Source organism: Mesorhizobium sp. M0800 (assembly GCF_040320095.1).
In the GTDB taxonomy this organism is placed as follows: Bacteria; Pseudomonadota; Alphaproteobacteria; order Rhizobiales; family Rhizobiaceae; genus Mesorhizobium.
Genome location: NZ_JAMYOZ010000005.1, coordinates 86,451 through 110,902 on the forward strand (window position 1 = coordinate 86,451; position 24,452 = coordinate 110,902).

The 24,452-nt window shown below is 63.8% G+C and carries 29 protein-coding genes, 1 tRNA gene and 1 pseudogene; 10 read left to right on the forward strand and 21 right to left on the reverse strand.

Annotated elements, in window-relative coordinates:
* Positions 1-34: 34 nt before the first annotated feature.
* The 4 genes from NKI18_RS08790 to gcvA all read right to left on the reverse strand — a co-directional run bounded on the left by NKI18_RS08790 (position 35) and on the right by gcvA (position 4,490).
* Positions 35-859: a carbohydrate ABC transporter permease gene (locus tag NKI18_RS08790; protein WP_023676992.1), complete on the reverse strand. Its 825-nt coding sequence runs from the start codon at positions 857-859 to the stop codon at positions 35-37.
* Between the two features lie 207 nt (positions 860-1,066).
* Positions 1,067-1,939: a carbohydrate ABC transporter permease gene (locus tag NKI18_RS08795; RefSeq protein WP_023676993.1), complete on the reverse strand. Its 873-nt coding sequence runs from the start codon at positions 1,937-1,939 to the stop codon at positions 1,067-1,069.
* 114 nt (positions 1,940-2,053) lie between these two features.
* Positions 2,054-3,364 (reverse strand): ABC transporter substrate-binding protein, encoded by a 1,311-nt coding sequence (locus NKI18_RS08800; protein ID WP_023676994.1) that lies wholly within the window; start codon positions 3,362-3,364, stop codon positions 2,054-2,056.
* Between the two features lie 214 nt (positions 3,365-3,578).
* Positions 3,579-4,490, reverse strand: a complete 912-nt coding sequence (gene gcvA / locus NKI18_RS08805; protein ID WP_352619424.1) for a transcriptional regulator GcvA — start codon at positions 4,488-4,490, stop codon at positions 3,579-3,581.
* 111 nt (positions 4,491-4,601) lie between these two features.
* Here gcvA and NKI18_RS08810 point away from each other — a divergent pair, with 111 nt between their 5' ends.
* On the forward strand, positions 4,602-4,787 hold the full coding sequence (locus NKI18_RS08810; RefSeq protein WP_352619423.1) for a hypothetical protein: 186 nt from the start codon (positions 4,602-4,604) through the stop codon (positions 4,785-4,787).
* A 74-nt stretch (positions 4,788-4,861) separates the two neighbouring features.
* Here NKI18_RS08810 and NKI18_RS08815 read toward each other — a convergent pair whose 3' ends face one another.
* On the reverse strand, positions 4,862-5,821 hold the full coding sequence (locus tag NKI18_RS08815; RefSeq protein WP_352619422.1) for a sugar-binding transcriptional regulator: 960 nt from the start codon (positions 5,819-5,821) through the stop codon (positions 4,862-4,864).
* Positions 5,822-6,181: 360 nt separating this feature from the next.
* Between NKI18_RS08815 and NKI18_RS08820 the strand changes: the two genes are divergently transcribed.
* Positions 6,182-6,814, forward strand: coding sequence for an HAD family hydrolase (locus tag NKI18_RS08820; RefSeq protein WP_352619421.1), 633 nt, complete (start codon positions 6,182-6,184; stop codon positions 6,812-6,814).
* 22 nt (positions 6,815-6,836) lie between these two features.
* Here the strand turns inward: NKI18_RS08820 and NKI18_RS08825 are convergent, their stop codons facing one another.
* The 7 genes and pseudogenes from NKI18_RS08825 to ureC form a co-directional block, all read right to left on the reverse strand.
* Positions 6,837-7,604 (reverse strand): class II aldolase and adducin N-terminal domain-containing protein, encoded by a 768-nt coding sequence (locus tag NKI18_RS08825; RefSeq protein WP_352619420.1) that lies wholly within the window; start codon positions 7,602-7,604, stop codon positions 6,837-6,839.
* Positions 7,605-7,687: 83 nt separating this feature from the next.
* Positions 7,688-8,329, reverse strand: coding sequence for an urease accessory protein UreG (gene ureG / locus NKI18_RS08830; protein ID WP_352619419.1), 642 nt, complete (start codon positions 8,327-8,329; stop codon positions 7,688-7,690).
* Positions 8,326-8,767: pseudogene (locus tag NKI18_RS08835) on the reverse strand (DUF3995 domain-containing protein). The gene ureG and the pseudogene NKI18_RS08835 overlap by 4 nt, the downstream one beginning before the upstream one ends.
* Complete coding sequence (locus NKI18_RS08840) at positions 8,764-9,459, reverse strand: urease accessory protein UreF (protein ID WP_502900673.1); 696 nt, start codon at positions 9,457-9,459, stop codon at positions 8,764-8,766. The pseudogene NKI18_RS08835 and the gene NKI18_RS08840 overlap by 4 nt, the downstream one beginning before the upstream one ends.
* The gene (locus NKI18_RS08845; protein ID WP_352619417.1) at positions 9,446-10,021 is read right to left on the reverse strand and encodes an urease accessory protein UreE; all 576 of its coding nucleotides are present in this window, start codon (positions 10,019-10,021) and stop codon (positions 9,446-9,448) included. The genes NKI18_RS08840 and NKI18_RS08845 overlap by 14 nt, the downstream gene beginning before the upstream one ends.
* A gap of 57 nt (positions 10,022-10,078) precedes the next feature.
* Positions 10,079-10,672, reverse strand: coding sequence for a hypothetical protein (locus NKI18_RS08850; RefSeq protein ID WP_352619416.1), 594 nt, complete (start codon positions 10,670-10,672; stop codon positions 10,079-10,081).
* A 47-nt stretch (positions 10,673-10,719) separates the two neighbouring features.
* Complete coding sequence (gene ureC / locus NKI18_RS08855; RefSeq protein ID WP_502900674.1) at positions 10,720-12,432, reverse strand: urease subunit alpha; 1,713 nt, start codon at positions 12,430-12,432, stop codon at positions 10,720-10,722.
* Positions 12,433-12,611: 179 nt separating this feature from the next.
* Here ureC and NKI18_RS08860 point away from each other — a divergent pair, with 179 nt between their 5' ends.
* Together NKI18_RS08860 and NKI18_RS08865 are read left to right on the forward strand one after the other, a co-directional pair.
* The gene (locus NKI18_RS08860; protein WP_023677006.1) at positions 12,612-12,995 is read left to right on the forward strand and encodes a hypothetical protein; all 384 of its coding nucleotides are present in this window, start codon (positions 12,612-12,614) and stop codon (positions 12,993-12,995) included.
* A 126-nt stretch (positions 12,996-13,121) separates the two neighbouring features.
* Positions 13,122-13,616 carry a hypothetical protein gene (locus NKI18_RS08865; protein WP_023677007.1) on the forward strand — a complete coding sequence of 165 codons (495 nt, stop codon included), beginning with the start codon at positions 13,122-13,124 and terminating at the stop codon, positions 13,614-13,616.
* A gap of 26 nt (positions 13,617-13,642) precedes the next feature.
* Here NKI18_RS08865 and NKI18_RS08870 read toward each other — a convergent pair whose 3' ends face one another.
* The 5 genes from NKI18_RS08870 to NKI18_RS08890 are packed head-to-tail and all read right to left on the reverse strand — an operon-like array spanning position 13,643 to position 16,028.
* Entirely contained in the window at positions 13,643-13,948 is a 306-nt protein-coding gene (locus NKI18_RS08870; RefSeq protein WP_023677008.1) for an urease subunit beta, read from the reverse strand.
* Between the two features lie 7 nt (positions 13,949-13,955).
* Positions 13,956-14,549, reverse strand: coding sequence for a HupE/UreJ family protein (locus NKI18_RS08875; protein ID WP_352619415.1), 594 nt, complete (start codon positions 14,547-14,549; stop codon positions 13,956-13,958).
* A 28-nt stretch (positions 14,550-14,577) separates the two neighbouring features.
* Positions 14,578-14,835, reverse strand: a complete 258-nt coding sequence (locus NKI18_RS08880; RefSeq protein WP_352619414.1) for a DUF1272 domain-containing protein — start codon at positions 14,833-14,835, stop codon at positions 14,578-14,580.
* A gap of 19 nt (positions 14,836-14,854) precedes the next feature.
* Positions 14,855-15,157 carry an urease subunit gamma gene (locus NKI18_RS08885; protein WP_023677011.1) on the reverse strand — a complete coding sequence of 101 codons (303 nt, stop codon included), beginning with the start codon at positions 15,155-15,157 and terminating at the stop codon, positions 14,855-14,857.
* Between the two features lie 28 nt (positions 15,158-15,185).
* Entirely contained in the window at positions 15,186-16,028 is an 843-nt protein-coding gene (locus NKI18_RS08890; protein ID WP_502900675.1) for an urease accessory protein UreD, read from the reverse strand.
* 202 nt (positions 16,029-16,230) lie between these two features.
* On the opposite strand from NKI18_RS08890, the gene NKI18_RS08895 reads away from it, so the two are divergent.
* The 3 genes from NKI18_RS08895 to NKI18_RS08905 all read left to right on the forward strand — a co-directional run bounded on the left by NKI18_RS08895 (position 16,231) and on the right by NKI18_RS08905 (position 18,539).
* Positions 16,231-16,485 (forward strand): acyl carrier protein, encoded by a 255-nt coding sequence (locus NKI18_RS08895; RefSeq protein ID WP_023677013.1) that lies wholly within the window; start codon positions 16,231-16,233, stop codon positions 16,483-16,485.
* Positions 16,486-16,489: 4 nt separating this feature from the next.
* Entirely contained in the window at positions 16,490-17,698 is a 1,209-nt protein-coding gene (locus tag NKI18_RS08900) for a beta-ketoacyl-[acyl-carrier-protein] synthase family protein (protein ID WP_352619413.1), read from the forward strand.
* A gap of 136 nt (positions 17,699-17,834) precedes the next feature.
* Complete coding sequence (locus NKI18_RS08905; protein WP_352619412.1) at positions 17,835-18,539, forward strand: glutathione S-transferase family protein; 705 nt, start codon at positions 17,835-17,837, stop codon at positions 18,537-18,539.
* Between the two features lie 21 nt (positions 18,540-18,560).
* Here the strand turns inward: NKI18_RS08905 and NKI18_RS08910 are convergent, their stop codons facing one another.
* From NKI18_RS08910 to NKI18_RS08920, 3 genes are all read right to left on the reverse strand, one after another.
* On the reverse strand, positions 18,561-18,689 hold the full coding sequence (locus NKI18_RS08910; RefSeq protein WP_302893450.1) for a hypothetical protein: 129 nt from the start codon (positions 18,687-18,689) through the stop codon (positions 18,561-18,563).
* 317 nt (positions 18,690-19,006) lie between these two features.
* The gene (locus NKI18_RS08915; protein ID WP_352619411.1) at positions 19,007-19,627 is read right to left on the reverse strand and encodes a nucleoside triphosphate hydrolase; all 621 of its coding nucleotides are present in this window, start codon (positions 19,625-19,627) and stop codon (positions 19,007-19,009) included.
* A 76-nt stretch (positions 19,628-19,703) separates the two neighbouring features.
* Positions 19,704-20,810 (reverse strand): hypothetical protein, encoded by a 1,107-nt coding sequence (locus NKI18_RS08920; protein ID WP_352619410.1) that lies wholly within the window; start codon positions 20,808-20,810, stop codon positions 19,704-19,706.
* A 251-nt stretch (positions 20,811-21,061) separates the two neighbouring features.
* Here NKI18_RS08920 and NKI18_RS08925 point away from each other — a divergent pair, with 251 nt between their 5' ends.
* Positions 21,062-21,952: a D-alanyl-D-alanine carboxypeptidase family protein gene (locus NKI18_RS08925; RefSeq protein WP_352619409.1), complete on the forward strand. Its 891-nt coding sequence runs from the start codon at positions 21,062-21,064 to the stop codon at positions 21,950-21,952.
* Positions 21,953-21,984: 32 nt separating this feature from the next.
* On the opposite strand, the gene NKI18_RS08930 is transcribed toward NKI18_RS08925, so the two are convergent.
* Positions 21,985-22,791, reverse strand: a complete 807-nt coding sequence (locus NKI18_RS08930; protein WP_352619408.1) for an AraC family transcriptional regulator — start codon at positions 22,789-22,791, stop codon at positions 21,985-21,987.
* 202 nt (positions 22,792-22,993) lie between these two features.
* Here NKI18_RS08930 and NKI18_RS08935 point away from each other — a divergent pair, with 202 nt between their 5' ends.
* Together NKI18_RS08935 and NKI18_RS08940 are read left to right on the forward strand one after the other, a co-directional pair.
* Positions 22,994-23,914, forward strand: a complete 921-nt coding sequence (locus NKI18_RS08935) for a zinc-binding dehydrogenase (protein WP_352619407.1) — start codon at positions 22,994-22,996, stop codon at positions 23,912-23,914.
* Between the two features lie 163 nt (positions 23,915-24,077).
* A tRNA-Arg gene (locus NKI18_RS08940) sits at positions 24,078-24,154 on the forward strand.
* Positions 24,155-24,452 lie beyond the last annotated feature (298 nt).

Here is a 24,452-nt window from a genome sequence, read left to right on the forward strand (position 1 = left end):
GGCTATCTTTTCGTTTTGCGTCAGGCGATGCCCGCTACTTTACCGCACCGAATGTCAGGCCTCGGACCAGCTGCTTCTGGCTGAACCAGCCCATGATCAGGATCGGCGCGATCGCCAGCGTCGAGGCGGCCGAAAGCTTGGCCCAGAACAGCCCCTGCGGGCTGGAGAAGGAGCTGATGAAAGCGGTGAGCGGCGCGGCCTCGGTGGTGGTCAGCCGGATCGTCCAGAACGCCTCGTTCCAGGCGAGAATGATGTTGAGCAGCATGGTCGAGGCGATGCCGGGGACCGCCATCGGCGTCAGCACGTAGATGATCTCGTTCCAGAGCGATGCGCCGTCCATGCGCGCCGCTTCCAGGATCTCGCCCGGGATCTCGCGAAAATAGGTGTAAAGCATCCAGACCACGATCGGCAGGTTGATCAGCATCAGCATGACCATCAGGCCGATGCGGCTGTCGAGCAGACCGGTATCGCGGAAGATCAGATAGATCGGAAACAGCACGGCGACGGCCGGCATCATCTTGGTGGAAAGCATCCACATCAGGATGTCCTTGGTGCGTTTGCCCGGCGAAAACGCCATCGACCATGCCGCCGGTATGGCGACGAGCAGAGCCAGGATGGTCGAGCCGACCGACAGGAACACCGAGTTCAGGAAGAATTTGAAATAGCCGTTCTGCGCCTGGACCTCGGAATAGCTCTCCGTGGTTCCCGACGGGAACAGGTTGAAGCCCTGGATAGCCTCCTGCTCCGACTTGAACGAGGTGATGATCGTATAGAGGATCGGGAAGAAGATCAGCAGCGCGACGATCCAGGCGGCCGCGGTAGCAATCGTCTTGTGCTGGGTGGTGACTGCACGTGCCATGGTCAGGTCCTCCCTATCGGCGATGTTGGCGGCAGGGTCGACCCCCACTCCGGTTTGCTGCGCAAACCACCTCTCCCCCGATCGACGGGGTAGAGGAAGGGCGCGGCTTCGATGCAGGCCTTTCCTCTCTCCCGGGCAGGGGGAGAGGTGTCCCGCGCAGCGGGACGGAGTGGGGGTGGTTCAGCGCACGTGCCATCTTATCCTCCCTTATTTATCCAGGTTCTTGCCGACAGCGCGCATGGCGAAGAAGGCAACGATGTTGGCGAGAATGACGGCAATGATACCGCCGGCGGACGCCTGGCCGATTTTGAACTCCAGCAATGCCTTCTGATAGACGAGGAAGGGCAGGTTGGTGGAGGCGTAACCCGGGCCGCCATTGGTGGTGACGAGGATCTCGGCATAGACCGACAGCAGGAAGATCGTCTGGATCAGGATGACGACGGTTATGGCGCGCGACATATGAGGCAGCGTCAAATAGATGAAGCGGCTGATGAAGCCGGCGCCGTCCATTTCGGCGGCTTCCTTCTGCTCGACGTCGAGCGACTGAAGCGCGGTCAACAGGATCAGCGTAGCAAACGGCAGCCATTGCCAGGCAACGATGATGATGATCGCCAGGAGCGGGTGCTGCCCGAACCAATCGATCGGCTGCCCGCCGAAGAAGCGCGCAATATCGGCGAAAACCCCGTACTGCGGATGCATGATCATGTTCTTCCAGACCAGTGCTGCCACCGGTGGCATGACGAAGAACGGCGAGATGACAAGGATGCGGACGATGCCCTGTCCCCACATCGGCTGATCGAGCAGAAGGGCGAGCAGAATACCGCCGATCACCGTGATCAAAAGTACGCTGACGACGATGGTGAGCGTGTTGAGGATCGACTGCAGGAATGCCGGGTTGGAATAGAACAGCGCGTAGTTCGAAAACCCGACGAAGCCGTCGCGCATCGGATTGAGCGGGTTGTATTGCTGGAAGGAAAACCACAGCGTGAATGCCAGCGGCACAATCATCCAGACCAGCAGCAGCACCACGGATGGCGCCATCATGAAACGGGCAAGCGAACGGGTCTGCTGAGTAGCCATGACGGTCACCCTTCGAGGTCGGCCAAGTTTTTCAGCGGTGTGAAAGCTGGCCGCCCGAACTGGGATTCGGGCGGCCGTTGCCGTTCGCCATTGGCAACCGGCACCGGGAGGAGCTTACTTGATGTAACCGCCCTCGGTCATCGTCGCGGTGGCGGCGTCCTGCGCCTGCTTCAAGGCATCGTCGACGCTCGACTGGCCGGCAAGTGCCGCCGAGAAGAGCTGGCCGACGGTGGTGCCGAGACCCTGGAACTCAGGAATAGCGACGAACTGGACGCCGACATAAGGCACCGGCTTGACGGTTGGGTGCGTCGGATCGGCGGAGTTGATCGAGTCCAGCGTCATCTTGGCGAAAGGCGCTGCCTTCTGGTACTCGGGATTGGCATAGAGCGAGGAGCGCGTTCCCGGCGGAACGTTGGCCCAGCCTTCCTTCGAGGCGACGAGCTCGGCATAGTGCTTGCTGGTGGCCCAGGATACGAACTTTTGAGCGGCGTCGGCCTTCTGGGTGCCGGCGGGGATGGCCAGCGACCAGGCCCACAGCCAATTGCCGCGCTTGCCGAGGCCATTGTCCGGTGCCAGCGCATAGCCGACCTTGTCGGCGACGGTGGAGTTCTTCGGGTCGGAAACGAAGGAGGCAGCGACGGTAGCGTCGATCCACATGCCGCATTTGCCCTGCTGGAACAGCGCCAGGTTCTCGTTGAACCCATTGGACGACGCGCCCTCGGGGCCGTCGGCCTTCATCAGGTCGACATAGAACTGCAGCGTGTTCTTCCATTCGGGCTGGTCGAATTGCGGCTTCCAGTTCTCGTCGAACCAGCGCGCGCCGAACGAGTTCGACATGGCGGTCAGGAAGGCCATGTTCTCGCCCCAGCCGGCCTTGCCGCGCAGGCAGACGCCGTTCACGCCGTTGGCCCGGTCGGTCATCTTGTCGGCGGCCTGCTTGATGAAGTCCCAGGTCGGTGCATCGGGCATCTTGAGCCCGGCCTTTTCCATCAGGTCCTTGCGGTACATGACGAAGGAGCTTTCGCCGTAGAACGGGGCTGCGTAGAGCTTGCCGTCGACCGACAGGCCGCCGGCTATGGCCGGGATGATGTCCTTGACGTCGTAATCGTCGCCGAGCTTGTCGAGCGGCAAAAGCCAGTTCTGCTTGGCCCAGATCGGCACTTCATAGGTGCCGATAGTCATCACGTCGTACTGGCCACCCTTGGTGGCGATGTCGGTGGTGACGCGCTCGCGCAGGACGTTTTCCTCGAGCGTGACCCACTGCAGCTGAATGTCGGGATTCTTGGCGGTGAAGTCGTCGGTCAGCTTCTGCATGCGGACCATGTCGCCATTGTTGACCGTGGCGATGGTGATGGATTCGGCATGCGCGGCGAAAGCGAGGGCGCTGGCCGAGAACAGGCCTAGGGTGAACGTGCGAAGTTTCATCAAAATTCCTCCCATAAACCAAGATGAGCATTTGCCTTGGCTGTGAGCAATTACTCACTTGAAATGAATTATGTCAAGACGAATTCGTTGCTGCAGCGCAGCACGCCGGGTCTCGTGCAGCGGCAAGCCTGGGACGTTTGCGGCATGTCTGACGAAGGATTCGGCCGGGCTGATTGGGCCCGGCGCTTTGCTATCGGGCTTGCTGGGATTCAGCCTACTGGCAAGCGATCTCGCCCAGGATCCAATCGCGGAAGGCGCGGATCTTCGGCACGTTGCGTCGTGCCGTCGGATAGACCAGCCAATAGGCGTGGCCGTCGTCTCCGACCAGATCAAAGGGCTGGATCAGGCGGCCGTCGGCAAGTTCGGTCTTGAACAGCGCCTTGGTAACGATCGCCACGCCGTGGCCGGCAATCGCGGCATTGGCCTCGTAGGCCTGCGCGCCCATGCTGGTGCCGGGACGCTTGGCCAGTTCCTCGACCGGCAGGCCGGCGGCGGCAAACCAGTCCCGCCACCAGATGTCACCCGGGTCGAGGATCGGCAGCCGCAGCAGGTCGGCCGGCTCCTTGACGCCGCCGATGCTTGCCGCGAGCTTTGGACTAAGGACCGGCGTGAAATCGGCCCTGAAAAGCATATGGGTCTCGACGCCCGGCCAGTTGCCGCCGCCGGAGCGGATGGCGATGTCGATATCCTCTCTGGCAAAGTCGACAACCCTGTTCGAAGTATCGACGCGCACCGCCAGCGACGGATGCGCGACCTGGAACGAACCGAGATGCTGCGCCAGCCAGTTGGAGGCAAATGTCAGCAGCGTCGAAACGCAAAGCAAGCCGTCGGCGCCGGTGCGCGCGGCGGCATAGGCGCCGCTCAACAGCGCGAACGCCTCGCTGACCGCGGGCGCCAGGCGCTGGCCGGGTTCGGTCAGCACGATCTGTTTTGGCTGGCGCAAGAACAGGGGCGCGCCGATGCGCTCCTCCAGAAGCTTGATCTGATAGCTTGCCGCCGCCTGCGTCATGCCAAGCTCCTGGGCGGCCTTGGTGAACGAGAGATGCCGCGCCACCGCCTCGAACACCCGGATCGCCTGAAGCGGAGGAAGCTGCGAAACCAGCTGTCGTGAATTGAGCTCCGGCATAAGCCCTCCTTATGGGCAGTGATCGACGTTTGATTGGCGGCACCGGCCGGTCCTACCGATATTCCGTATTGAAGATCAATTTACGCCTAGAGATAGCGAAGGCTGACGATCATGACCACAATACAGGAAAAGCTGCTTCTTGCTCCAGCCCATGGCTGGTTTTCACGGTTGGCGCGGGGATTGGCAAGGCACTCGGCGCGGAAACGGGCCTATCTCGACGTCCGGGAGCTGCCGCCGCATCTGCAGCGCGACATGGGCTTTCTCGACGGCAACGATCCTTGCGGCCGGCACCAGTAGTGACGCTCGTTTTATCGGGGCTTCAGGTGCGTTCGATTTCACATGATCGTTTCCGACCGCCAGCGGCTCGGAGATCATGCGCCCGCCAGCAAGGCGGCGGCGGTCCGCTCATCGGTGATGAGGCCGTTGACCAGCCGCCGGTTGACGGCGGCGAAGATGCCCGGCAGCTTGCGGTCGCCCATGGCAAGCGCGATCACCAGCGACTTTTCGCGCGACGGCAGCGGTGCCGACGACACCCGATCATTGGTGATGCCCTCGATCATGCGGCCGTCACGATCGAATACCCAGCCGACGATCTCGGCGACGCCGCCGGCCTTCTGCAGCGCCTTTAATTCACCCTCCGAAATGAAGCCGTCCTCGTAAAGCGGCGCCTTCGGGCCGAGATCGCCGATGCCGACAAAGGTGACGTCGGCCTCGGCCGCAAGCGCCAGCGTCGGCTGGATCATCGGCTGGCTGAGCAGCATCTCGCGCTCCTCGGGCGAGGAAGCGATGACCGGCAAAGGCATCGGAAACGAACGCGCCTTGACCCTGTCGGCCATGGTGAAGATGACGTTGTAGAAGGCCGCCGAGCCGTCCGGCGAGATGTTGCCGGTCAGCGACACCACTTTGTGCTGCGGGCATTCCATCGGCGGCAGTTGCTCGATCGCGGCCTTCAGCGTGCGGCCGGTGCCGATCGCCATGACGATCGGCAGCGGCGACCGCAGCCGCCGTTCGATCTCGGCCGCCGCCGCCTCGGCGACGCCGATGACGGTGGAGGAAGAAGAAGGGTCGCTCGGCACCACCTCGACCAGATCAAGCGCAAAGCGCGATTTCAGCCGTGCCGCAAGGTCGAGGCAATTGGCGATCGGATGGTCGACGCGCACCTTGATCAGCCCTTCGGAGACTGCGAGCGACACCAGCCGCTGCGCCGTCTGCCGCGAGATGCCAAGCGTGGCGGCGATCTGGTCCTGGGTGTTGCCTGCGACATAATAGAGCCAGCCGGCACGCGCCGCGTCGTCCAGCCTGTTGCCGCCGCTGTCCTGCCGCGAATTCAAGTTCCTGCCTCCCAACCCCGCCGAGCATAAGAGGCGGAGCGCAGTAGTTTCGCAGGGAATGAACTTGCGCGCAATTGCCTATTGTAAGAGCAATTGCTTAGTGATGAAACTTGGTGTTTGGAGCGAAGTGACAGGTCGACCCAGTCTCGTTGCAACAGCAAGGCTGTCGAGGTCGCACCAATCCCGGTTCTAAAGCGCGTTGCGTTCGATCGGCCTCATGCGACGCGTTTTAGGTTCCTTTTTATGCATGTCGTCATCGCAAAACCGCTGCACACTTTGCGCGACATGCATTAGCGGGGACGCGGCGGTTTATCTCGCGCGCTAAACGCCTTAAGGAATTTTTTGAGAATGGAGCCTTGCATGACGCCGAAAGCGGTTTTCTGGGATATGGACGGCACGCTGGTCGACAGCGAGCCGCTGCACGAGGCGGCGCTGATTGCGGCGCTGCACAGCGTCGGCATCGCGCCGCCGGCCGACCTGCATGAGCGCGTGCTCGGCATCGCCGCATGGCCGGTCTACGAAATGCTGCGCGACGAGTTCGGCCTCGACCTGCCTTTCGACGACTGGATCGTGCGCAAATACGATCACTATCTGCCGATGGCCGAAACGCTGACGCCACGCACCGGCGCGATCGAGATTTTCAATGAGCTGCTCGCGCTTGGCGTGCCGCAAGCGGTGGTGTCCAACTCGGACAGGCTGATCGTCGATGCCAATCTGCGCGCCGTAGGCCTCGCATATCCCGGCATGAAGACGGTCAGCCGCAACGACGTGCGTGAAGGCAAGCCGCATGCCGAACCTTTCCTGCGCGCCGCCTGGTTGGCCGACGTCGATCCCGCCGAGGCCGTGGCGGTCGACGACAGCGTGACCGGCGCCACGGCGGGGCTGGCAGCTGGAATGAAGACGATTTTCTGGCCAGAGGTGCCCATGGAGGGGCCGCCGGGGGCGATTGTCATCAACAGCGCCGGCGAATTGCGGGCCGAACTCGGGCTTTAAGCCAGGCCCGGCGGGACCGCGCTCAACTCCGGTAGGCAGGCTCCTGCTCGTCGAGGATCGCCTTCAGTTCGGAAAGGTGGCGCTCGGCCTGGCCGGGATAGTCTTCCTGTTCCCTTGCCGCTTTCTCCGCGATCTCATCCGACAGTACCCGCAGCGGCCGGCCGGTCCACAGCGCCTTGATGTAGGTTTCGGCGGCGCGCTCGAAATAGAACATGCGGTTGAAGGTGTCGGCGACGCTGTCGCCGATGACCAGCACGCCATGGTTGCCCATCACCATCACCTTGACCTTCGGGTCGACAAGAAGCTGCGAGCAGCGCTCGCCCTCTTCCTCGAAGGCCAGCCCGCCATAATGAGCGTCGACGACATGGCGGTTGAAGAAGATCGCCGAGTTCTGGTCGATCGGCGGCAACGTCGAGTCGGCGAGCGAGGCAAGCACGGTGGCGTGGATCGAGTGGACATGCATGACGCAGCGTGCATGACGCACGTTGCGATGGATGGCGCCATGCAGGCCCCACGCCGTTGGATCGGGCGCATTCGGGCCGGCCAGCGTGTCAGGATCGTTGGCGTCGATCAACAGCAGGTCGCTCGCCTTGATGCGCGAGAAATGCACCTGGTTGGGGTTCATCAGGAACTGCGAGCCATCGTCGTTGACCGCCAGCGAGAAATGATTGGCCACCGCCTCGTGCATGTTGAGCCGCGCCGTCCAGCGGAAGGCGCAAGCGAGATCGACGCGCTCCTCATAGAACGGCAGGTTGGTCAGCACTTCCTTCTGCAGGCGGGCGATGCTCATCGTAACCTCCGTGAAAGAGGCGAGGATGCCGCGCGACTGGAACGCGCGCAACCGGTTTCGTTTGGTGCAGGCGAACGCGATTGCTATGCCGCCGTGCTGGTGGCAGTGCCGGCTCTCAGCCCGCCATACTCGACGATGAAATCTATCACCTCCTGAAGCCCTTTGCCGCGCGACAGGTCGGTGAAGCCAAACGGCCGTTTGCCGCGCATGCGGGCAGCGTCGCTTTCCATCACGTCGAGATTGACGTTCACATAGGGCGCAAGGTCGCTCTTGTTGATGACCAGGAAATCCGACCGCGTGATTGCCGGGCCGCCCTTGCGCGGGATCTCCTCGCCCTGGCAAACCGAGATGACATAGAGCGTCAGGTCGGCAAGGTCCGGCGAGAAGGTGGCGGCGAGGTTGTCGCCGCCCGATTCGATGAAGACGATGTCGAGATCCGGGAATTTTCTGGTCATTTCGGCGATCGCCTGCAGATTGATCGAGGCGTCCTCGCGGATGGCGGTGTGCGGGCAGCCGCCGGTCTCGACGCCGATGATGCGATCCTCAGGGAGCGCCTGCAGCCGGGCTAGCATCATGGCGTCTTCCTTGGTGTAGATGTCGTTGGTGACGACGGCGATCGAGAACTCGTCACGCAGCGCCTTGCAAAGCTTTTCGGTGAGCGTCGTCTTGCCCGAGCCGACCGGACCGCCGATGCCGACGCGAAGAGGACCGTTGGGTGATATCATGCGGGGAACTCCGTGAGGGCAAGAATGGCAAAGCCAAGCCCGATCAACAGACAGAGCGGCGAATAGTAGCTGACATCAAGCCGCGCGAAAGGCTGTTCGGGCGTCAACCGGCGCCACCACGGCGTGAAGCCGGCAATGCCGCGCGCCAGGAAAACCAGCGCGATGAGCAAGCGACGTGGCGGCAAGCCCGGCCTTGGGAAAGGGCGTGGCAAAGATGCCCTCGAGCGCCATCGGCCACAGCGTCGCCAGGCCGAGGCAGGCGGCAACGGCGAAGCTGGCGAAGAGTGCCGGCATCTCGTCGACGCCATGAAAGCCGATGACCGCATGAGCGCAGGAGGCGGCGTCCCTGCCCGGCCAGATGCCGCCAATGTCCCAATAGACATGCAGTGCTGTGATCAACAGCAGGACGAGCGAGAGGACGAAAGCGAGGGCGATCATGAGCGGAACAGCCGCGAATACTGGGCCTCGTGCTTCATCGCCGTGACGTCGGAGATGAAAGCGCAGCCGCCGAGATCATCGAGGGTCGAGCCGGCAGCGCGGTCGGCCGTGGCCAGGGCAAGCGGTTCGAAGGCGGCCAGTAGCGTCATCGCGGCACTCTGGCCAACGATGCCAAGCCGGATCGCAGCCTGGACGAGATTGGAGAAGAAGGCCTGCAAAAAGGCCGCCAGGGCGTCCCGCAGCGCAATGCCGTGATCGCCGGCAACGGCGCCGACGGCAACGCAATAGGCACATTCGGCCGGCAGGCGATCCAGCACCTGGCACGGCCAGGCGAAGGCCGCCTTCAGGAAAGCAGCGCCCTGCAGAATGGTCTCGGCATGGCGCTCGCGCGAGCCTGCCAGAGCTTCGGCAAGGGCGACGATTTCATCGAGATCGCCGGTTTCGCGCGCCCTGCGCCAGCTTTCGGCAAACAGCACCGCATCATTCCAGCCCGAACCCATCTCGACCAGCGTTTCCAGCCACGCGGCGAGCTCTTTGCTGTCGGCAACCAGCCCGGCATGCACGGCTTGCTCGAGACCATGGCTGTAGGAAAAGCCGCCGACGGGGAAGGAAGGCGACAGCCACGCCATCAGCCGCAACAAAGCAATATTGGAAGGCTGGGCAACGTTGGAAGGCTGGTCAGTCATGGTCATGGTCGTGCGAATGGCTGTGGGAATGCGATTCGCTATGGGTATGGGAATGCGCTTCGGCATGGCTGTGCGCATGCGCCTCGGCGTGAGAATGGCCATGGCCGGAATAAGCGCCGCGCACCGGCTTGAACGGTTCGGAAACGTCGCTCACGGTGGCGTCCAGCCCTTCCAGCATCGCCTTGATGACATGGTCGCGCAGGATGAGGATTCGGTCAGCCTCGATTGCGGCGGCGAGATGACGGTTGCCGATATGCCAGGCAAGTTCGGCGAGATGGATCGGGTCGCTGCCCCTGATATCGTAGAGCGGCTCTTCGGCCGCGATGATCTCGATGTGGCGGCCATCCTCCAGCACCAGCCGGTCACTATGGTTCAAGGTCACCGGTTCGGGCAGGTCGACCAGCACCTTGTCGCTACGGGCCGTTTCGATGGCGCGACGGCGCAGATGCCGCTCGTCATGGGCAAGCACCGCACTGTCGTATGGCGTGGTGGTTCCGGCTTCGCCCGCGGCCAGGACGGAGACGGCGCGCGGGAATTTGGTGAAGTCGGTGCGAATATCGAGCTTCATGTAAAAACTGCCTCTCCCAAAAAGCCTAGCCTATCGCGTCCGCCGCCCCAATGGGGCTCAGACGATCGTGTCGAAGAGCCGCAGGATGAACGATATCTGATAGACGAGCGCGCCGGCGACAAAGGCGATGTGAAAGCGGCGGTCGCGCAGCAGGATCGCAATGACGCAAAGCGCGACGAAAACCGGCGTGCGGATCAGATATTCGACGCCAAAATGGGCGAAATGCTCCGGCCCTTTCAGCAGCGTATCGATCACGTCGAGCAGATAGGTCGCCGCCAGCAGGCCGAAGAACCAGGCCCGGCGCGAATAAAAGAAATCCTCATAGCTGGTGTAGTCCAGCATCGAATCCGGAAACAGCAGCGCGCAGAGCAGGAACAGCGTGACGGCGTAGAAGATGATGAACAGGTATTTGCCGAAGGTCCAATTCTCGATCTGGAACAGGCCGAACTCCCACCACCAGAAATGCACCAGCATTAAAAGCACCGACGCAACCCAGGCGAGGTGCACGGGATAGAGCCGGTATTGGCCGGGATGCTGGACGATGCGGGCGACCCCCGACAGCAGGCGGGTGACGCCGAGGCCGATCACCATGCCCAGGACGATGCGGATATGCGGGAAGATGTCGTGGGCGTTGGGGAGTTGCGGGTCCATAAGCCTGGCGCGGCATGTTCTACATCGGTCGTTCTAACGCCTATGGTTCAGAACAGGAAGTAGCGTTGCGCCATCGGCAGCACGGTAGCCGGCTCGCAGGTCAGGAGTTCGCCGTCGGCGCGGACCTCATAGGTTTCGGGGTCGACCTCGACATGCGGCGTGGCGTCATTGAGCACCATCGAATGCTTGCCGATGCCGCCGCGGGTGTTTTCGACCGCGACCATCTGCTTGTCGACGCCGAGCCTGCCGCGCAGGCCGGCGTCGAGCGCGGCCTTCGAAACGAAGGTCACCGACGAATTGGTCATCGCCTTGCCGTAGGCCCCGAACATCGGCCGGTAATGCATCGGCTGCGGCGTCGGGATCGAGGCGTTGGGATCGCCCATCGGGGCGGCGGCGATCATGCCGCCGATCAGCACCATGTCCGGCTTGACGCCGAAAAAGGCCGGATTCCACAGCACGAGGTCGGCGCGTTTTCCCACCGCCACCGAGCCGATGTCCTTCGACAGGCCATGCGCGATGGCCGGATTGATGGTGTATTTGGCGATGTAGCGGCGGACGCGGAAATTGTCGTTGTCGCCGGTCTCCTGCGGCAGCGAACCGCGCTGGCGCTTCATCTTGTCGGCGGTCTGCCAGCAGCGGATCGCCACTTCGCCGACACGGCCCATGGCCTGGCTGTCCGACGAGATGATCGAGAAGGCGCCGATGTCGTGCAGAATGTCTTCGGCGGCGATGGTTTCCTTGCGGATGCGGCTCTCGGCAAAGGCGATGTCTTCGGGGATCGACGGCGACAGATGGTGACAGACCATCAGCATGTCGAGGTGTTCGGCCAGCGTGTTGACCGTGTAGGGGCGGGTCGGATTGGTCGAGGACGGAATGACGTTGGGCAGGCCGCAGACCTTGATGATATCAGGTGCGTGGCCGCCGCCGGCGCCTTCGGTGTGGAAGGCATGGATGGTGCGGCCCTTGATCGCCGCGACCGTGTTTTCGACGAAGCCGGACTCGTTCAGCGTGTCGGTGTGGATCATCACCTGCACGTCGTAATCGTCGGCGACCGACAGGCAGCAGTCGATTGCAGCCGGTGTCGTGCCCCAGTCCTCATGCAGCTTCAGCGAGCAGGCGCCGGCGAGCACCATCTCCTCGAGCGCGGCAGGCAGCGACGCGTTTCCCTTACCCGACAGGCCGATATTCATCGGGAAGGCGTCGAAAGACTGGATCATGCGCGCCAGATGCCACGGCCCCGGCGTGCAGGTGGTGGCCAGCGTGCCGTGCGCCGGGCCGGTGCCGCCGCCGAGCATGGTGGTGATGCCCGACATCAGCGCTTCCTCGATCTGCTGCGGGCAGATGAAGTGGATATGCGCGTCGAAGCCGCCGGCGGTCAGGATCTTGCCCTCGCCGGCGATGATCTCGGTGCCGGGACCGATGATGATGGTGACGCCGCCTTGGGTATCCGGATTGCCGGCCTTGCCGATCGCGGCGATACGGCCGTCCCTGAGGCCGATATCTGCCTTGACGATACCGGCGGTGGCATCGACGACCAACGCATTGGTGATGACGGTGTCGACCGCGCCTTGCGCGCGCGACACCTGGCTCTGGCCCATGCCGTCGCGGATGACCTTGCCGCCGCCGAACTTCACCTCCTCGCCGTGAAGAGTGAGATCCCTTTCGACCTCGATGAACAGCTCGGTGTCGGCGAGCCGGACCTTGTCGCCGACGGTCGGGCCGTACATCTGCGCATAGGCGGCGCGGGTGATTTTAGCCATCAGCAATTGCTCCGGAAATACAGCCCGAAAATACCGCTTGTCGAAGCCGGGCCCCACATTGCCGCCATCCTATGGTCACGCAATGACCCGCTGAGCGACACTTTCCGATCCCATTTAGCGTTTGAGGTGGCCGGGCCACCCCAAAACGACCATTTGCCAATCGATGGAAAGGAACATCCATGCGCAAAACGACCCTTCTGGCAGCCGCCGCCACGCTGGTGCTCGCAACCGCCGCCAGCGCCCAGCAACAGCCTGCGCAGCAGCCCAGTCCGGCGCCGGCTGCGCCTGCTCCTGCCGCGCCCGGGGCGCAGCCGCAGGCGCCCACCATCCAGGCGATCAACGTCGTCGATATCAAGGATCTGCCCGCGGACACTCAAGCCAAGGTCAACGAGGTGATCGCCAAGCGCAGCGATGCCGACCTGCAGAAACTGCGCGGCTCGATCGACGCGACACCGCAGGTCAAATCCGCGCTCGAAGCCAAGGGGCTCACCTCGGCGCAGGTGATCGCCGCCAGCATGAGCACCAATGGCGCGCTGACGCTGATCACCAAGAAAGCGAGCTGACGAGACGAGGCGGCGGGCCGGCGCCCGGCCAGCCCGCCGCATCACAAAGGGAACCTTCACGGGGGACGTTACGTTTCGGTCCTGTCGCCCTGACACGAGCCTCGAAAAGGACCCTGAGAACGAGCGATGGCGATCACCACCTTCTCCGACACCAGATGGCTGCATGGGATTGCCGCGACCGCGTTTCTGGCAGCCAGCATTCCGCACGCCGCGCTGAACGCGCAGAGCCTCGACAGCGCCGAGACCGTCAACCGGATCGTCGGCTCGGAGGTCGGCCAGGAAGAGACCCAGACAAATGCGGAAGCCGGCAAGGTCAGTTCGGCGATCGACCGCACGCGTGAAAACATCGCCGCCGTGCGCAAGACATCCAAGCTCGACAAGGTCGATATCGTGTTTCTTACCGATGCCGCGCGCACTGAAGGCGGCCCGCCACCGGCGATCGAAAACAAGGTCAGGCAACATCGGGACGACATCGCCGAGCTGCGCAAGGAGATCGAAGCGAACGCATTGCTGTTCAACGCCATCGATTCGCGGCGAGTGCAAACCGAGGACGTTCTGGCGGTGGAATTCGACGATCCGGGAAAGGTCGTCATCTATGCGGCGGCCAAGCCGCCCGGCTGAGCCGAAACTGCTCGACGCCTTCGATCTCACAGCGCGCCCATGATCTTCTGCTGAAATCCGTAGACCTCGCGCTTGCCGCCGAACGGCACCAGGGTAACGTCGCGCTCTTGGCCGGGCTCGAAGCGCATGGCGGTGCCGGCAGCGATGTCGAGGCGCATGCCGCGGGCCTTGTCGCGATCGAATCTCAGTCCCTCATTGGTCTCGAAGAAATGATAATGGCTGCCTACCTGGATCGGCCGGTCGCCGCTGTTGGCTACCTTCAAGGTGACCGTCGCCAGACCCTTGTTCAGTTCGATCTCGCCGCTTGCCGTGATGATTTCGCCGGGGATCATCGCGGCCTCACACGACGCCGAAAGCGAGGCCGGCGCCAATCGCGGCACAAGCGGCGCCAGCGGCGCGGGCAAGCCCGCGGAAGCGCCAGCCGAGACCGAGACCGGCCGCGATGCCGACGGCGTGGAGCAGTGCCGTGGCAACGGCAAAGCCCGCCATATAGCCGAGTCCGCCGACATTCTCAGGCACCTCGGTGCCATGGGCATAGCCGTGGAACAGCGCGAACAGGCCGATGACGGCGACGCCGGCCGAGACAGGAAGATCGACGGCGAGCGCAACCAGCAGCCCGATTGCCACGACGGACGCCAGTATCGCCGGCTCGACGAAAGGCATCGGCACATGCAGCATGCCGAGCACGCCGCCGGCCAGCATGACGCTTACGAAGGCCAGCGGCCATGCCCAGATCGCTTTGTCGCCCTTGAGCGCGGCCCATAGCCCGACGGCAAGCATCGCCGTCATGTGATCGAGGCCGGAGAGCGGGTGGGAGAAGCCGGCGGTGAAGGACCAAACCGTGCCGACGCCGACATGGGCATAGGCTGGCATTGCTGCCGCCAGCAGCAGGACCGCCGACAGCGTTGAGCGTTTCATCGTAGCGGGGATCATCGGCGTAGCTTCCATCTTCGAGTACCTCTCACGCCGCCTTGCGGGCCGGAGCGCAGCCCTCTGCCTTGAGGACGCGCTTGGTGGAGGCCGGATATTTCTTCAGCAGCGCTGCCGAACGGATCGGGCGGGCCGAGAAGTTGCCGCCGCAATTCGGACAGGCGCCGCCGAGCACGTTTTGTGCGCAGTCGGCGCAAAAGGTGCATTCGAAGGTGCAGATCACCGCATCCGTCGCATCGGGCGGCAGATCCTTGTCGCAGCACTCGCAGTTGGGACGCAGCTCAAGCATTTTCCTCTCCTTGGCGGTGTTATCTGATCGGCTCGTGCACGGTCACCAGCTTGGTGCCGTCTGGAAACGTCGCCTCGACCTGCACATCGTGGATCATTTCTGCAATGCCTTCCATCACCTGGGCCCGGGTGACGACATGGGCGCCGGCCTCCATCAGCTCGGCGACCGCGCGGCCGTCGCGGGCACCCTCGACGACGAAATCGGTGATCAGCGCGATCGCTTCCGGATGATTGAGCTTGACGCCGCGTTCGAGCCGCTTGCGGGCCACGATCGCCGCCATGGCGATCAGCAGCTTGTCTTTCTCCCTCGGCGTCAGATTCATGCTTTTTCCTGCGGTGGCACAATCGAAATCAGAGTGACCATAATTTGGGCAGGCCCGCCCGTCCGTTGAGCAATTCGACAAGCGGCACCAGCCGCTTGCGGAGCTGGTAGCCGTCCTCAGCGAACAGCCTCGCAAGAAGCTTGCCAGATTTTCGCACGCTCCAGAAACTGACGCCGCCCTGGCCGCCGACTATGCCTCGGGCCGGCTCGAGCAAAGCCTCTGCCTGTGGCGACACCATCAGCAGCGTAGCCACGGCGACGGCACCGCCGGCCGCTGCGGGACGGTTCAAGGTGGCCGCAACGTCCGGCCCGATGCGGAACTCCTCTGCATGGACCAGCGCCCCGTGCTGGCGGACGCGCCAGCGGTCGTGGAAATGGCCTTGCGAAGCCCGTTCACCCATGGCCAGGCGGCCGAAGACGGTAGCCTCCAGGATCAGCGCCTCGGCTCCGGTGGCAAGCTCCACGTCAAGGCTGCGGGCAAAGGCCGAGCGGTCGAAGACGATGGTTTCCTGTGGCAGCCAGGCAATGTGGCCGTCTTCCCCGACAGTCAGCTGCACCCGCACTTCGGCGCGGTCGGATGCGGCGCGATAGATTTTCTCGCAGGCCTGCGTTGTTATGGTTGCGGAGGCGCCGGCACCGACATCGACCTCCCAGGCGAGACGGTCGCCACCGGTCAGCCCACCGGCGGTGTTGATCAGGACGGCTTCGAGCGGATCGGCCGAGACCGCCGGCATGCGGATCTTGGCCGAACCGTCCTGGTACAGACGCCGAAGACGCGTGCGGCCTCCGTTCCAGTCGCAGCCAAGCCGCGCGACGCCGGCAACACGCTGGGCCGGCGGCACTGAAGTCAAGCTATATGCGATCGTATCCACGACACCAACGTTAAGCACTGCGGCGGCTTTGTCGATATATAGCTTGTTGCTTGACAGCGTTTCGGTTTCTATAGAGGGAGCCACCTTGGTACGGTCACCGGCGCCTGGCGGGGGTAAAAGGCGCCGATGACGACGTAATCGAGGACAAAAGGGGCGCTGATCAGTTGGCGTCGGGAAACGACAGAGTTGGGGAAGAAACCGAATGGCTGACCAGCTGGCAAACGATATCATCGCCAAGATCAAGGCTCATGCCGAGCCGGGCGGCGAGGAAATCACCACCAGTACCGAACTGACCGCCCTCGGCATCCATTCGCTGGAACTGACGGAGATCATCTTCGATCTCGAGGAAGAGTATGGCATCGAAATCGAGATGAACACTGTCGATGCCTGGAGCAATCTGAAGAATGTCGGCGACATGGTCGAGGCGGTTCGCGCGCTGATCGCGAAAAAAGCCTGACTGAATGCACAAGCGCGTCGTCATCACGGGCATCGGCGGATTATGCGGGCTCGGCACCAATGCACCGGCAATCTGGAATGAAATGCGCGCCGGCCGTTCGGCAATCGGCGCGATCGACAATCCGCTGCTGCATGATCTGAAGGTCAAGGTCGGCTGCGAAATCAAGGCGCTTCCCGAGCACGGCATCGACCGCAAGCAGGTCGTGTCGATGGACCGCTTCAGCCTTCTGGCGACGATCGCCGCGCGGGAGGCGGCACAGCAGGCGGGATTGAACCCGCACGCGGCCAACACCTACCGGATGGGCACCATCGTCGGCGTCGGCGTCTGCGGCTGGGAGGCAATCGAAGAGAACTATCGCGCCATCCTGCTCGAAGGCAAGAACCGCGCCGGCATCTTCACCGTCCCGAAAGTAATGCCGGGCGCTGCAGCCGGCCATGTCAGCATGAATCTTGGTCTGCGCGGGCCGGTGTTCGGCATCACCTCTGCCTGCTCGTCATCCAACCACGCCATTGCCTCGGCGGTCGATCAGATCAGGCTCGGCCGGGCCGACGTCATAGTCGCCGGCGGCACCGATGCGCCGCTGGTCTGGGGCATCCTCAAGGGCTGGGAGGCCCTGCGGGTGCTGTCGCCGGACACCTGCCGGCCGTTTTCCGCCGACCGCCAGGGGCTCGTGCTCGGCGAAGGCGCCGGCATGGTGGTGCTGGAAACATATGAGCATGCCATGGCGCGCGGCGCCGCCATCCTTGCCGAAATCGCCGGCGTCGGCCTTTCCGCCGACGCCTCCGATATCGTCGCGCCAACCATCGAAGGGCCTGAGGCGGCGATGCGCTTCTGCCTCGTCGATGCCGGGCTCAATCCCGAGGACGTCGACTATCTCAACGCGCATGGCACCGGCACCAAGGCCAACGATCAGATCGAGACGGCGGCGATCAAACGCGTGTTCGGCGGCCATGCCTACAAGCTTTCGGTGTCCTCGACCAAATCGATGCACGCCCACTGCCTCGGCGCCTCCGGCGCGCTGGAAATGATCGCCTGCGTGATGGCGATCCGCGAAGGCATCGTGCCGCCGACCGCCAATTATCGGGAAGCCGACGCCGACTGCGATCTCGACATCACGCCGAACGTGGCGCGCGAACGCACCGTGCGCACCGCGATCAGCAACAGCTTCGCCTTCGGCGGCACCAACGCGGTGCTGGCGGTCAAGGCCGTGTGACCGCACCCCTTGCGGGTCCTTCACCGGGGCCGGCGAAACTTTCCATGCGCATATTGATCGCGCCAGGCGTCGCGCCTAACTCTCTGCGACCCGCCATGACCGTGCCGCTCGGCGCGGTCCCCTACCAGGAGTTTCGATGACCGATCTGTCCGCGTTTCCGATTGCTACGCGCTGGCCGGCGAGCCACCCCGACCGCATCCAGCTTTATTCGTTTCCGACGCCGAACGGGGTGAAGATATCGATCGCGCTGGAGGAACTTGGCCTGCCTTACGAGCCGCATGCCGTCGATATCGGCAAGAACGAGAGCTGGACCCCGGAATTCCTGTCTTTGAACCCGAACGGCAAGATACCGGCGATGATCGATCCGGACGGCCCGGGCGGCAAGCCGATCGGCTTGTTCGAATCCGGCGCCATCCTGCTTTACCTCAGCGACAAGACCGGCAAGCTGGTCCCGGCAGACGCGACGCTGCGTTATGAGACGATCCAGTGGGTGTTCTTCCAGATGGCTTCGATCGGGCCGATGTTCGGCCAAGTCGGATTCTTCCACAAATTCGCTGGGCGCGAAATCGCCGACAAGCGCCCGCTGGAACGTTATCGCGACGAGTCGCGACGGCTGATCGGCGTCCTAGAAACGAGGCTCAAGGGCCGCAGCTGGATCATGGGCGACGATTACAGCATCGCCGATATTTCGATGCTTGGGTGGGTGCGCAATCTGATCGGCTTCTACGAGGCGCGGGAACTCGTCGGTTTCGACGATTTCCCCAGCGTGGGCGCATGGCTGGAGCGTGGCCTCGCCCGGGCGGCGGTGCAGAGGGGCCTCACCATTCCGGCCAGAAGCTGATCTTACGTCGATTCCGCTCGGCTATTTTGCCTTGGTCCGGGGTTTTGAGCCGCCCTTGCCGACTACGGAAGCAGCAAGCGACGCCGCACCTTTGGCGGTGGCAAGCACGGCACCGGCGGCGACATTGGCCGTTGCTTTAACAGTGCGCATTGCGCTGCCTGCGATCGATCCTCTGCTGCTTACCGATCTTTTGGGCTTGGGTGCAGCGGCTTTGGCCGCGGCAGGCACCACCTTCTTCGGCGCTGCCTTGCCAAAGCTGGGCTTTGCCGCATCCTTGGAGCGGGCCGCCGCTGCCGGGCCGGCGCTGGTTTTCGCTCGAGTTGCTTTTGATCGTGTTGCCCTGCCCTTGGCGGGCGCAGGCTTTCTTGCCATGGTTTCCATCGAACGGTTCCCTCATAGGCACAATTGCCGTGTCCGGGATAACGGCCTGAAACTGTCAAGGTTCCGGCCGGGCGGTTCCTTGCAAGTCAGGCCAGGTCGCCGACCACCAGGTCGGCGGGCCGCCGACGGGCAAGCACGCGGTCGATGTTCGGCATATCGTTAGAGGCGATCCAGGCGCGCGCGTCCTCGTCGGACCGGCCGTGCTCGTGCCATCTCTCCAGCAGTCGGCGCTCGAGCTCGGCGCGCGGCACATCGACAAAGATCGAGAAGTCGAACAGTGGCGCCAGCCGCGTCCATGGCTCTTCGTCGAGCAGGAGATAATTGCCTTCGACCAGGATGAATTTGGTCTCGGTGCCAATGATCGCAGCGGCGGCGCGCGACAGCTCCATGCTGCGGTCGAAGACCGGGATGGCGATATCCGGCTCGCCGGCGCGGATGCGCTTCAGCAGCGCTTCGAAGCCGGCAAAATCAAAGGTTTCCGGAGCACCTTTTCGCGCGCGAAGGCCGCGTCGATCGAGCACGACGTCATCGTAATGGAAGCCATCCATCGGCACGACTTCCGCCGTGCTTTCCGGCAGCAGGTCGTGCAAGCCTGCCGACAATGTCGACTTGCCGGCGCCGGGCGGACCGGCAATGGCAACGATGAAGCGCGGCGCCTTGCCGGCGCGCTTGAAAATGGCAGCAGCGATATGGGCGATTTCTGACATTGGCCCCCTTACGGTGGTTCTGGCGCATTTTGGCGGCAGTTTTCGAAAATTTCAAACGCCGGCTTGTGCCAAGCCTTCAATCGGGCCTGGATTGACCGATCCGCAGGAAATCGCCGTCGACGCCGATGTCGCGCACGGCACCGTCAGCCGCCAGGATGCGCATGCGGCCCGGCGAGGTCGTGACGTCGTGCGGCGGCTCGCCGGATGGCCATGGCAGTGCGCCGATGACATGGCGGAACGAAAAGCGGCGCCCTTCGGAAAGGGCAAAGGCGGTCGCCACGCCTTCGCGCTTCAGCCAATTGTCGCCGAGCGATGCGGCGTGGCCGACGGCCGTGCGGCCGTCCTCGATGCCGAGCACGCCGCGGTGGCGGCCACTCCATGGCGCATAATCGCGCCCGCCATTGCTGACCCACAGCATGGTGACCGGCAGTTCGGCCGGGTTCTTCAGCACCAGCACCAGATCGGCTTCCGCCTGGCGCGCCAGCGCGGTCCAGCCCGGCCCGCCATGATCGGCCTCGACCAGCGTGACGAAGTCCTCACGCAGCTGGTCCATGCGATAGGTGGTCAGGTCAATCGTGCCGCCGTTGGCGGCGGGAAAGCGCGTCAGGTCGGCGCTTCGCGCCGGGTAGGCGAGCAACGAGCGGCCGCGGGCCGGATCGGGCTCCGGCGCCTCACTCGGCGTTGCGGCAAGGCGCTTGGGCGAGAAGGCTAGCCTGCCGCCGGCCGTCATCACCGTCATCGGGTGGTGGGCGACGGGAATGGCGCCGGCGCCGCCGGAAAAGACGTGCTCCTGATAGAGAAAGGGATGATCGTCGCGCAAGGTCAGGATCTTGTCGACGGTCGCGCCCATGACCGGGCGCTGCAGCCGGAAGACGGCGCGCCAGCCGTCGGCCGTTGCCGCGCTGTCGACGACGTCCCAGCGACTATTTGCCGGCCAGCCATGCAAAGGTGCCGCTTCGACGTCGCTGATCGAGAACGGCGCGCAGAGGAAATCGCCGGACAGGTGGACCGTCCCTTCAGGCAGGTCTTTCGGCAGCATCTCGCGCGGCTCGCCGACCCAGGGTGCGCGATGCAGCGGCTTCAGCCGGCGGCCATCGATATCGACCGTCATGTCGGCGAGATGGCCGACGGCAAGATCGACCGATACCGAAATGCCCTTCGCCGTGATCGTGACCGTATCCATGTGCACCTACCGATTCTGCCAGCCCGATTCTGCCAGCCCGATTCCGGCGGCCCGATTCTGCCGGCGCCAGCAAAGCCCACTCGCCGCCGGTTGCGCAAGCGCGGTGGCCGGCAATTCACATCAGGCGGCGCCACGTCGGCCTGTGGACAGGGCACCGTTCGAGGCCCCGACCGATATTAACCAAATGGACTGTGCCTTTGCGTTAAGATAGCTTCGCGTCGTCTCAGAAACAGCCTGCCTTCGGAACTGACTTGTCCGCCTTCCGGTTCTTTTCGTCCGTCCACAAATGCGTCGCTGTGCTGGCGCTGCTGCTGTTTGCTGCCGGCTGCACGACTGTCACGCCGCCCGACAGCGTGCTGGCGGTACCGGCGCCGCCGCAGAAATATGCCGCCATGGTCATCGATGCCGGCACCGGCAAGACGCTGTTCGAGGTCAATTCGACGGCGCCGCGTTACCCGGCGTCGCTGACCAAGATGATGACGCTCTACCTCCTGTTCGAGGCGCTGGATTCTGGCCGCATCAGCAAGGAGACGCAAATTCCGGTGTCGGACAACGCCGCCCGGCAGCCGCCGACCAAGCTGCGGTTCAGGCGCGGCGAGACCATCGACGTCGATTCGGCGATTCGCGCCATCGTCGTCAAATCGGCCAATGACGTGGCGGTCGCAATTGCCGAATATCTCGGCGGCAGCGAAGAGGCGTTCGCCGGCATGATGACAGCCAAGGCGCGCCAGATCGGCATGAGCAGCACCGTGTTCCGCAATGCCTCGGGCCTGCCGGACGGTGACCAGCACACCAGCGCGCGCGACATGGCGGTGCTCGGCATGGCGCTGCACGCCCGCTTCCCGCAGCATTTCCACTATTTCTCCGAAAGCGACTTCATGTTCCGCGGCAGGCTGGTGCGCGGCCACAACGACATGCTCGGCCGGGTGCGCGGCGTCGACGGCATCAAGACCGGCTACATCAGGGCTTCGGGCTTCAACATCGTCACCTCCTATAATGCGGACGGGCACAGGCTGATCATCGTGGTGATGGGAGCCGACAGCGCGCGCCAGCGCAACGACCACGTCGAGGCGCTGATCCAGCGCAGCCTGTTGCCGACCTCCGAGGCAAAGACGCGGCTGCTGTATGCCGAGGAGCAGTGACAGTTGAAGTCCGAGTGTTACCGCGTGCGGGTTCAGGCGACAAACGCAGAGCCGCCGTTTTGCGCGACACTGCTGAGATACTTTGCCGGCGGCTTGCCAAGCGCTTTCTTGAACATGGTGATGAAGGCGGTGACCGATTCGTAACCGAGATCGGCCGAAACCTGCTGCACGCTGGCGCCGGAGGCCAACTCGCGCATTGCGACGATCAGGTGCAGTTGCTGGCGCCAGCGCCCGAAGGTCAGCCCTGTCTCTTTCACCACGAGACGTGCGAGACTGCTCTCGCTGAGCGCGACGCGACTGGCCCATTCCGCCAGGGTGCTGCGATCGGCAGGATCTTGCGCCAACGCCGCCGCGATGCGCCTCAAGCGCGGCTCGGACGAGATCGGCAAATGCAGCTGCTGGACAGGCATGCGCGGCAATTCGGTGAGCAGAGCCCTGGTCAGGAGCTCGCCCCTCGCGTCATCGTCCTCAACGCGATCCGTCAGCTCTATGATGAGCTCGCGCAGCAACGGCGTGATCGAAAGCGTGCAGCACCGGTCCGGCAGGTCGGTAGCTCCCGGTTCGATATAGACGAAGAAAATCCGGGCATTGGCGGTCGCGATATTGCTGTGCTCCATGTCGCCGGGAATCCACACCGCACAATGCGGCGGCACCATCCACAGGCCGCTGGGGACGCGACATGTGACGCCACCGCCCAGCGCGAAGACGAGTTGCCCTTTGCGGTGGTGGTGGTCCGGCACCTCCGCCCTGGTTTCGGTAACGTCAACGCGCACGGCGATTGCCGGGGCGAGGACATCATCTGGATCGAAAGGCCAGGGGTAGCGGAGAGGCTGTCTCATATTGACTGATTTTAGCGATCGACTGCCAAGATATCTAAATTACTCAAACAGGAAAGTCGATAGTTTAGGGATGAGTAACTCAGAAGCCGACAGGCGGGCTTCCATTTAGTCATGCCCTGCTTGCGTTCTGAACGTCGGACCAACAAGCCCGGCGCACGAAAACAGGCTGGCGTCCGCCACGCAGCAAGAAGGGACGACACCAATGCTCGCCTTGATCACATCTTCCGACAGCGCCACCGGGTTGCGGCTCGCCGAGCTTGGCGAGCCCGAGCCCGCCCCGCACGAGGCGCTGGTCTCGGTCCGGGCAGTCTCGCTGAACCGCGGCGAACTGCGCCTGCTCAACATCCGTCCGAACGGCTGGGTGCCTGGCCAGGACGTCGCCGGAATTGTCGAGCGCGCCGCCGCCGACGGCTCCGGGCCGGCCGTCGGCGCCCGGGTTGCGGCTCTGGTCGACGAGGCCGGGTGGGCCGAACGGGTCGCCGTTCCAACCGACCACCTCGCCGTCCTGCCGGACGACGTCAGCTTCGTCTCCGCCGCCACTGTTCCGGTCGCGGGCACGACCGCGCTGCGGACCCTGCCCCTCGGCGGCGACCTGGCCGGCCAGCGGGTCCTGATTACCGGCGCAAGCGGCGCGGTCGGCCGTTTCCAGATCCAGATCGCCCGCCAGCAGGGCGCGTCGGTGGTGGCGGTCGCCGCTGAACGGCATGCCGACGATCTCCGCGGCCTCGGAGCCGAGCGGGTCATCGAATCGATAGCGCTGGCCGAAGGACTGTTCTCGCTGATTACCGAATCGGTCGGCGGCGATAGCCTCGCCCATGCGATCGAACGGGTCGCGCCTGGCGGGACCGTCGTCATGTTCGGCTCGAGCAGCGGCGAACTCACGCCCATCGGCTTCCGCCAGTTCGTTCCGGGGCACGAAGGTGCGCGGCTGCAGACCTTCGCCTACTACGCTTCCGGTCCGGACGTTGGCGCCGACATCGCCTCGCTGCTCGCGCTGATCGCAGCCGGCCGGCTCGAAACGCGCGTGGTCCTCACCGTGCCGTGGCGGGACGTCGCCCAGGCCCTCGACGCGCTGCGGCAGCGCAGCATCAGCGGCAAGGCAGTGCTTGCCGTGACAGAATGAGCAGGCGGTGGCGCCGGACGGGACGGTGTCTGTCTCCCCCGGGCTGCTACGGCAACTTGAGCCCGCTGGCGATTGCCCGTTGAAGCCGGCGCCTGCTTCCGCTAAGAAGCCGGGGCTGGCCGGTCACCCGGCTGGTTCGTTTTTGGGATCACCGATCCTGAAGGCACCCGTAGCTCAGCTGGATAGAGCGCTGCCCTCCGAAGGCAGAGGTCACAGGTTCGAATCCTGTCGGGTGCGCCAAAATATTCGGTAAAATCAATATGTTATGCATGGAGAACGCACGCGCACTTCCCAAGGTGGCGAGAATTGCAACCATATTGCTACCATTGCGGGGGCGAGCGTAGCGTCCATCCTCGGACAAACGGCGATAGGCCTTCGTCCTAAGGTGCCAACAGGTGATCGGCTTTGGCGGTCTGTGGCGGCCTGGGACGCACCCTCTGGTCTGGTCCGTTTGATTGGAGTGTAGATGATAGGGTTGTCCGAGTATGCGCATCGTAGCGTCGGGGGGATCGGTGATAGCGGAGGACCGCTTTCAATG

Excerpts from the sequence above, each read along its gene's own strand:
- NKI18_RS08790 (WP_023676992.1), bottom strand. The coding sequence starts at position 859 with ATGGCACGTGCAGTCACCACCCAGCACAAGACGATTGCTACCGCGGCC.
- NKI18_RS08795 (WP_023676993.1), bottom strand. The coding sequence starts at position 1,939 with ATGGCTACTCAGCAGACCCGTTCGCTTGCCCGTTTCATGATGGCGCCA.
- NKI18_RS08800 (WP_023676994.1), bottom strand. The coding sequence starts at position 3,364 with ATGAAACTTCGCACGTTCACCCTAGGCCTGTTCTCGGCCAGCGCCCTC.
- gcvA (WP_352619424.1), bottom strand. The coding sequence starts at position 4,490 with ATGCCGGAGCTCAATTCACGACAGCTGGTTTCGCAGCTTCCTCCGCTT.
- NKI18_RS08810 (WP_352619423.1), top strand. The coding sequence starts at position 4,602 with ATGACCACAATACAGGAAAAGCTGCTTCTTGCTCCAGCCCATGGCTGG.
- NKI18_RS08820 (WP_352619421.1), top strand. The coding sequence starts at position 6,182 with ATGACGCCGAAAGCGGTTTTCTGGGATATGGACGGCACGCTGGTCGAC.
- NKI18_RS08825 (WP_352619420.1), bottom strand. The coding sequence starts at position 7,604 with ATGAGCATCGCCCGCCTGCAGAAGGAAGTGCTGACCAACCTGCCGTTC.
- ureG (WP_352619419.1), bottom strand. The coding sequence starts at position 8,329 with ATGATATCACCCAACGGTCCTCTTCGCGTCGGCATCGGCGGTCCGGTC.
- NKI18_RS08840 (WP_502900673.1), bottom strand. The coding sequence starts at position 9,459 with ATGACCATGACTGACCAGCCTTCCAACGTTGCCCAGCCTTCCAATATT.
- NKI18_RS08845 (WP_352619417.1), bottom strand. The coding sequence starts at position 10,021 with ATGAAGCTCGATATTCGCACCGACTTCACCAAATTCCCGCGCGCCGTC.
- NKI18_RS08850 (WP_352619416.1), bottom strand. The coding sequence starts at position 10,672 with ATGGACCCGCAACTCCCCAACGCCCACGACATCTTCCCGCATATCCGC.
- ureC (WP_502900674.1), bottom strand. The coding sequence starts at position 12,432 with ATGGCTAAAATCACCCGCGCCGCCTATGCGCAGATGTACGGCCCGACC.
- NKI18_RS08860 (WP_023677006.1), top strand. The coding sequence starts at position 12,612 with ATGCGCAAAACGACCCTTCTGGCAGCCGCCGCCACGCTGGTGCTCGCA.
- NKI18_RS08865 (WP_023677007.1), top strand. The coding sequence starts at position 13,122 with ATGGCGATCACCACCTTCTCCGACACCAGATGGCTGCATGGGATTGCC.
- NKI18_RS08870 (WP_023677008.1), bottom strand. The coding sequence starts at position 13,948 with ATGATCCCCGGCGAAATCATCACGGCAAGCGGCGAGATCGAACTGAAC.
- NKI18_RS08875 (WP_352619415.1), bottom strand. The coding sequence starts at position 14,549 with ATGATCCCCGCTACGATGAAACGCTCAACGCTGTCGGCGGTCCTGCTG.
- NKI18_RS08880 (WP_352619414.1), bottom strand. The coding sequence starts at position 14,835 with ATGCTTGAGCTGCGTCCCAACTGCGAGTGCTGCGACAAGGATCTGCCG.
- NKI18_RS08885 (WP_023677011.1), bottom strand. The coding sequence starts at position 15,157 with ATGAATCTGACGCCGAGGGAGAAAGACAAGCTGCTGATCGCCATGGCG.
- NKI18_RS08895 (WP_023677013.1), top strand. The coding sequence starts at position 16,231 with ATGGCTGACCAGCTGGCAAACGATATCATCGCCAAGATCAAGGCTCAT.
- NKI18_RS08900 (WP_352619413.1), top strand. The coding sequence starts at position 16,490 with ATGCACAAGCGCGTCGTCATCACGGGCATCGGCGGATTATGCGGGCTC.
- NKI18_RS08905 (WP_352619412.1), top strand. The coding sequence starts at position 17,835 with ATGACCGATCTGTCCGCGTTTCCGATTGCTACGCGCTGGCCGGCGAGC.
- NKI18_RS08910 (WP_302893450.1), bottom strand. The coding sequence starts at position 18,689 with ATGCGCACTGTTAAAGCAACGGCCAATGTCGCCGCCGGTGCCGTGCTT.
- NKI18_RS08915 (WP_352619411.1), bottom strand. The coding sequence starts at position 19,627 with ATGTCAGAAATCGCCCATATCGCTGCTGCCATTTTCAAGCGCGCCGGC.
- NKI18_RS08920 (WP_352619410.1), bottom strand. The coding sequence starts at position 20,810 with ATGGATACGGTCACGATCACGGCGAAGGGCATTTCGGTATCGGTCGAT.
- NKI18_RS08930 (WP_352619408.1), bottom strand. The coding sequence starts at position 22,791 with ATGAGACAGCCTCTCCGCTACCCCTGGCCTTTCGATCCAGATGATGTC.
- NKI18_RS08935 (WP_352619407.1), top strand. The coding sequence starts at position 22,994 with ATGCTCGCCTTGATCACATCTTCCGACAGCGCCACCGGGTTGCGGCTC.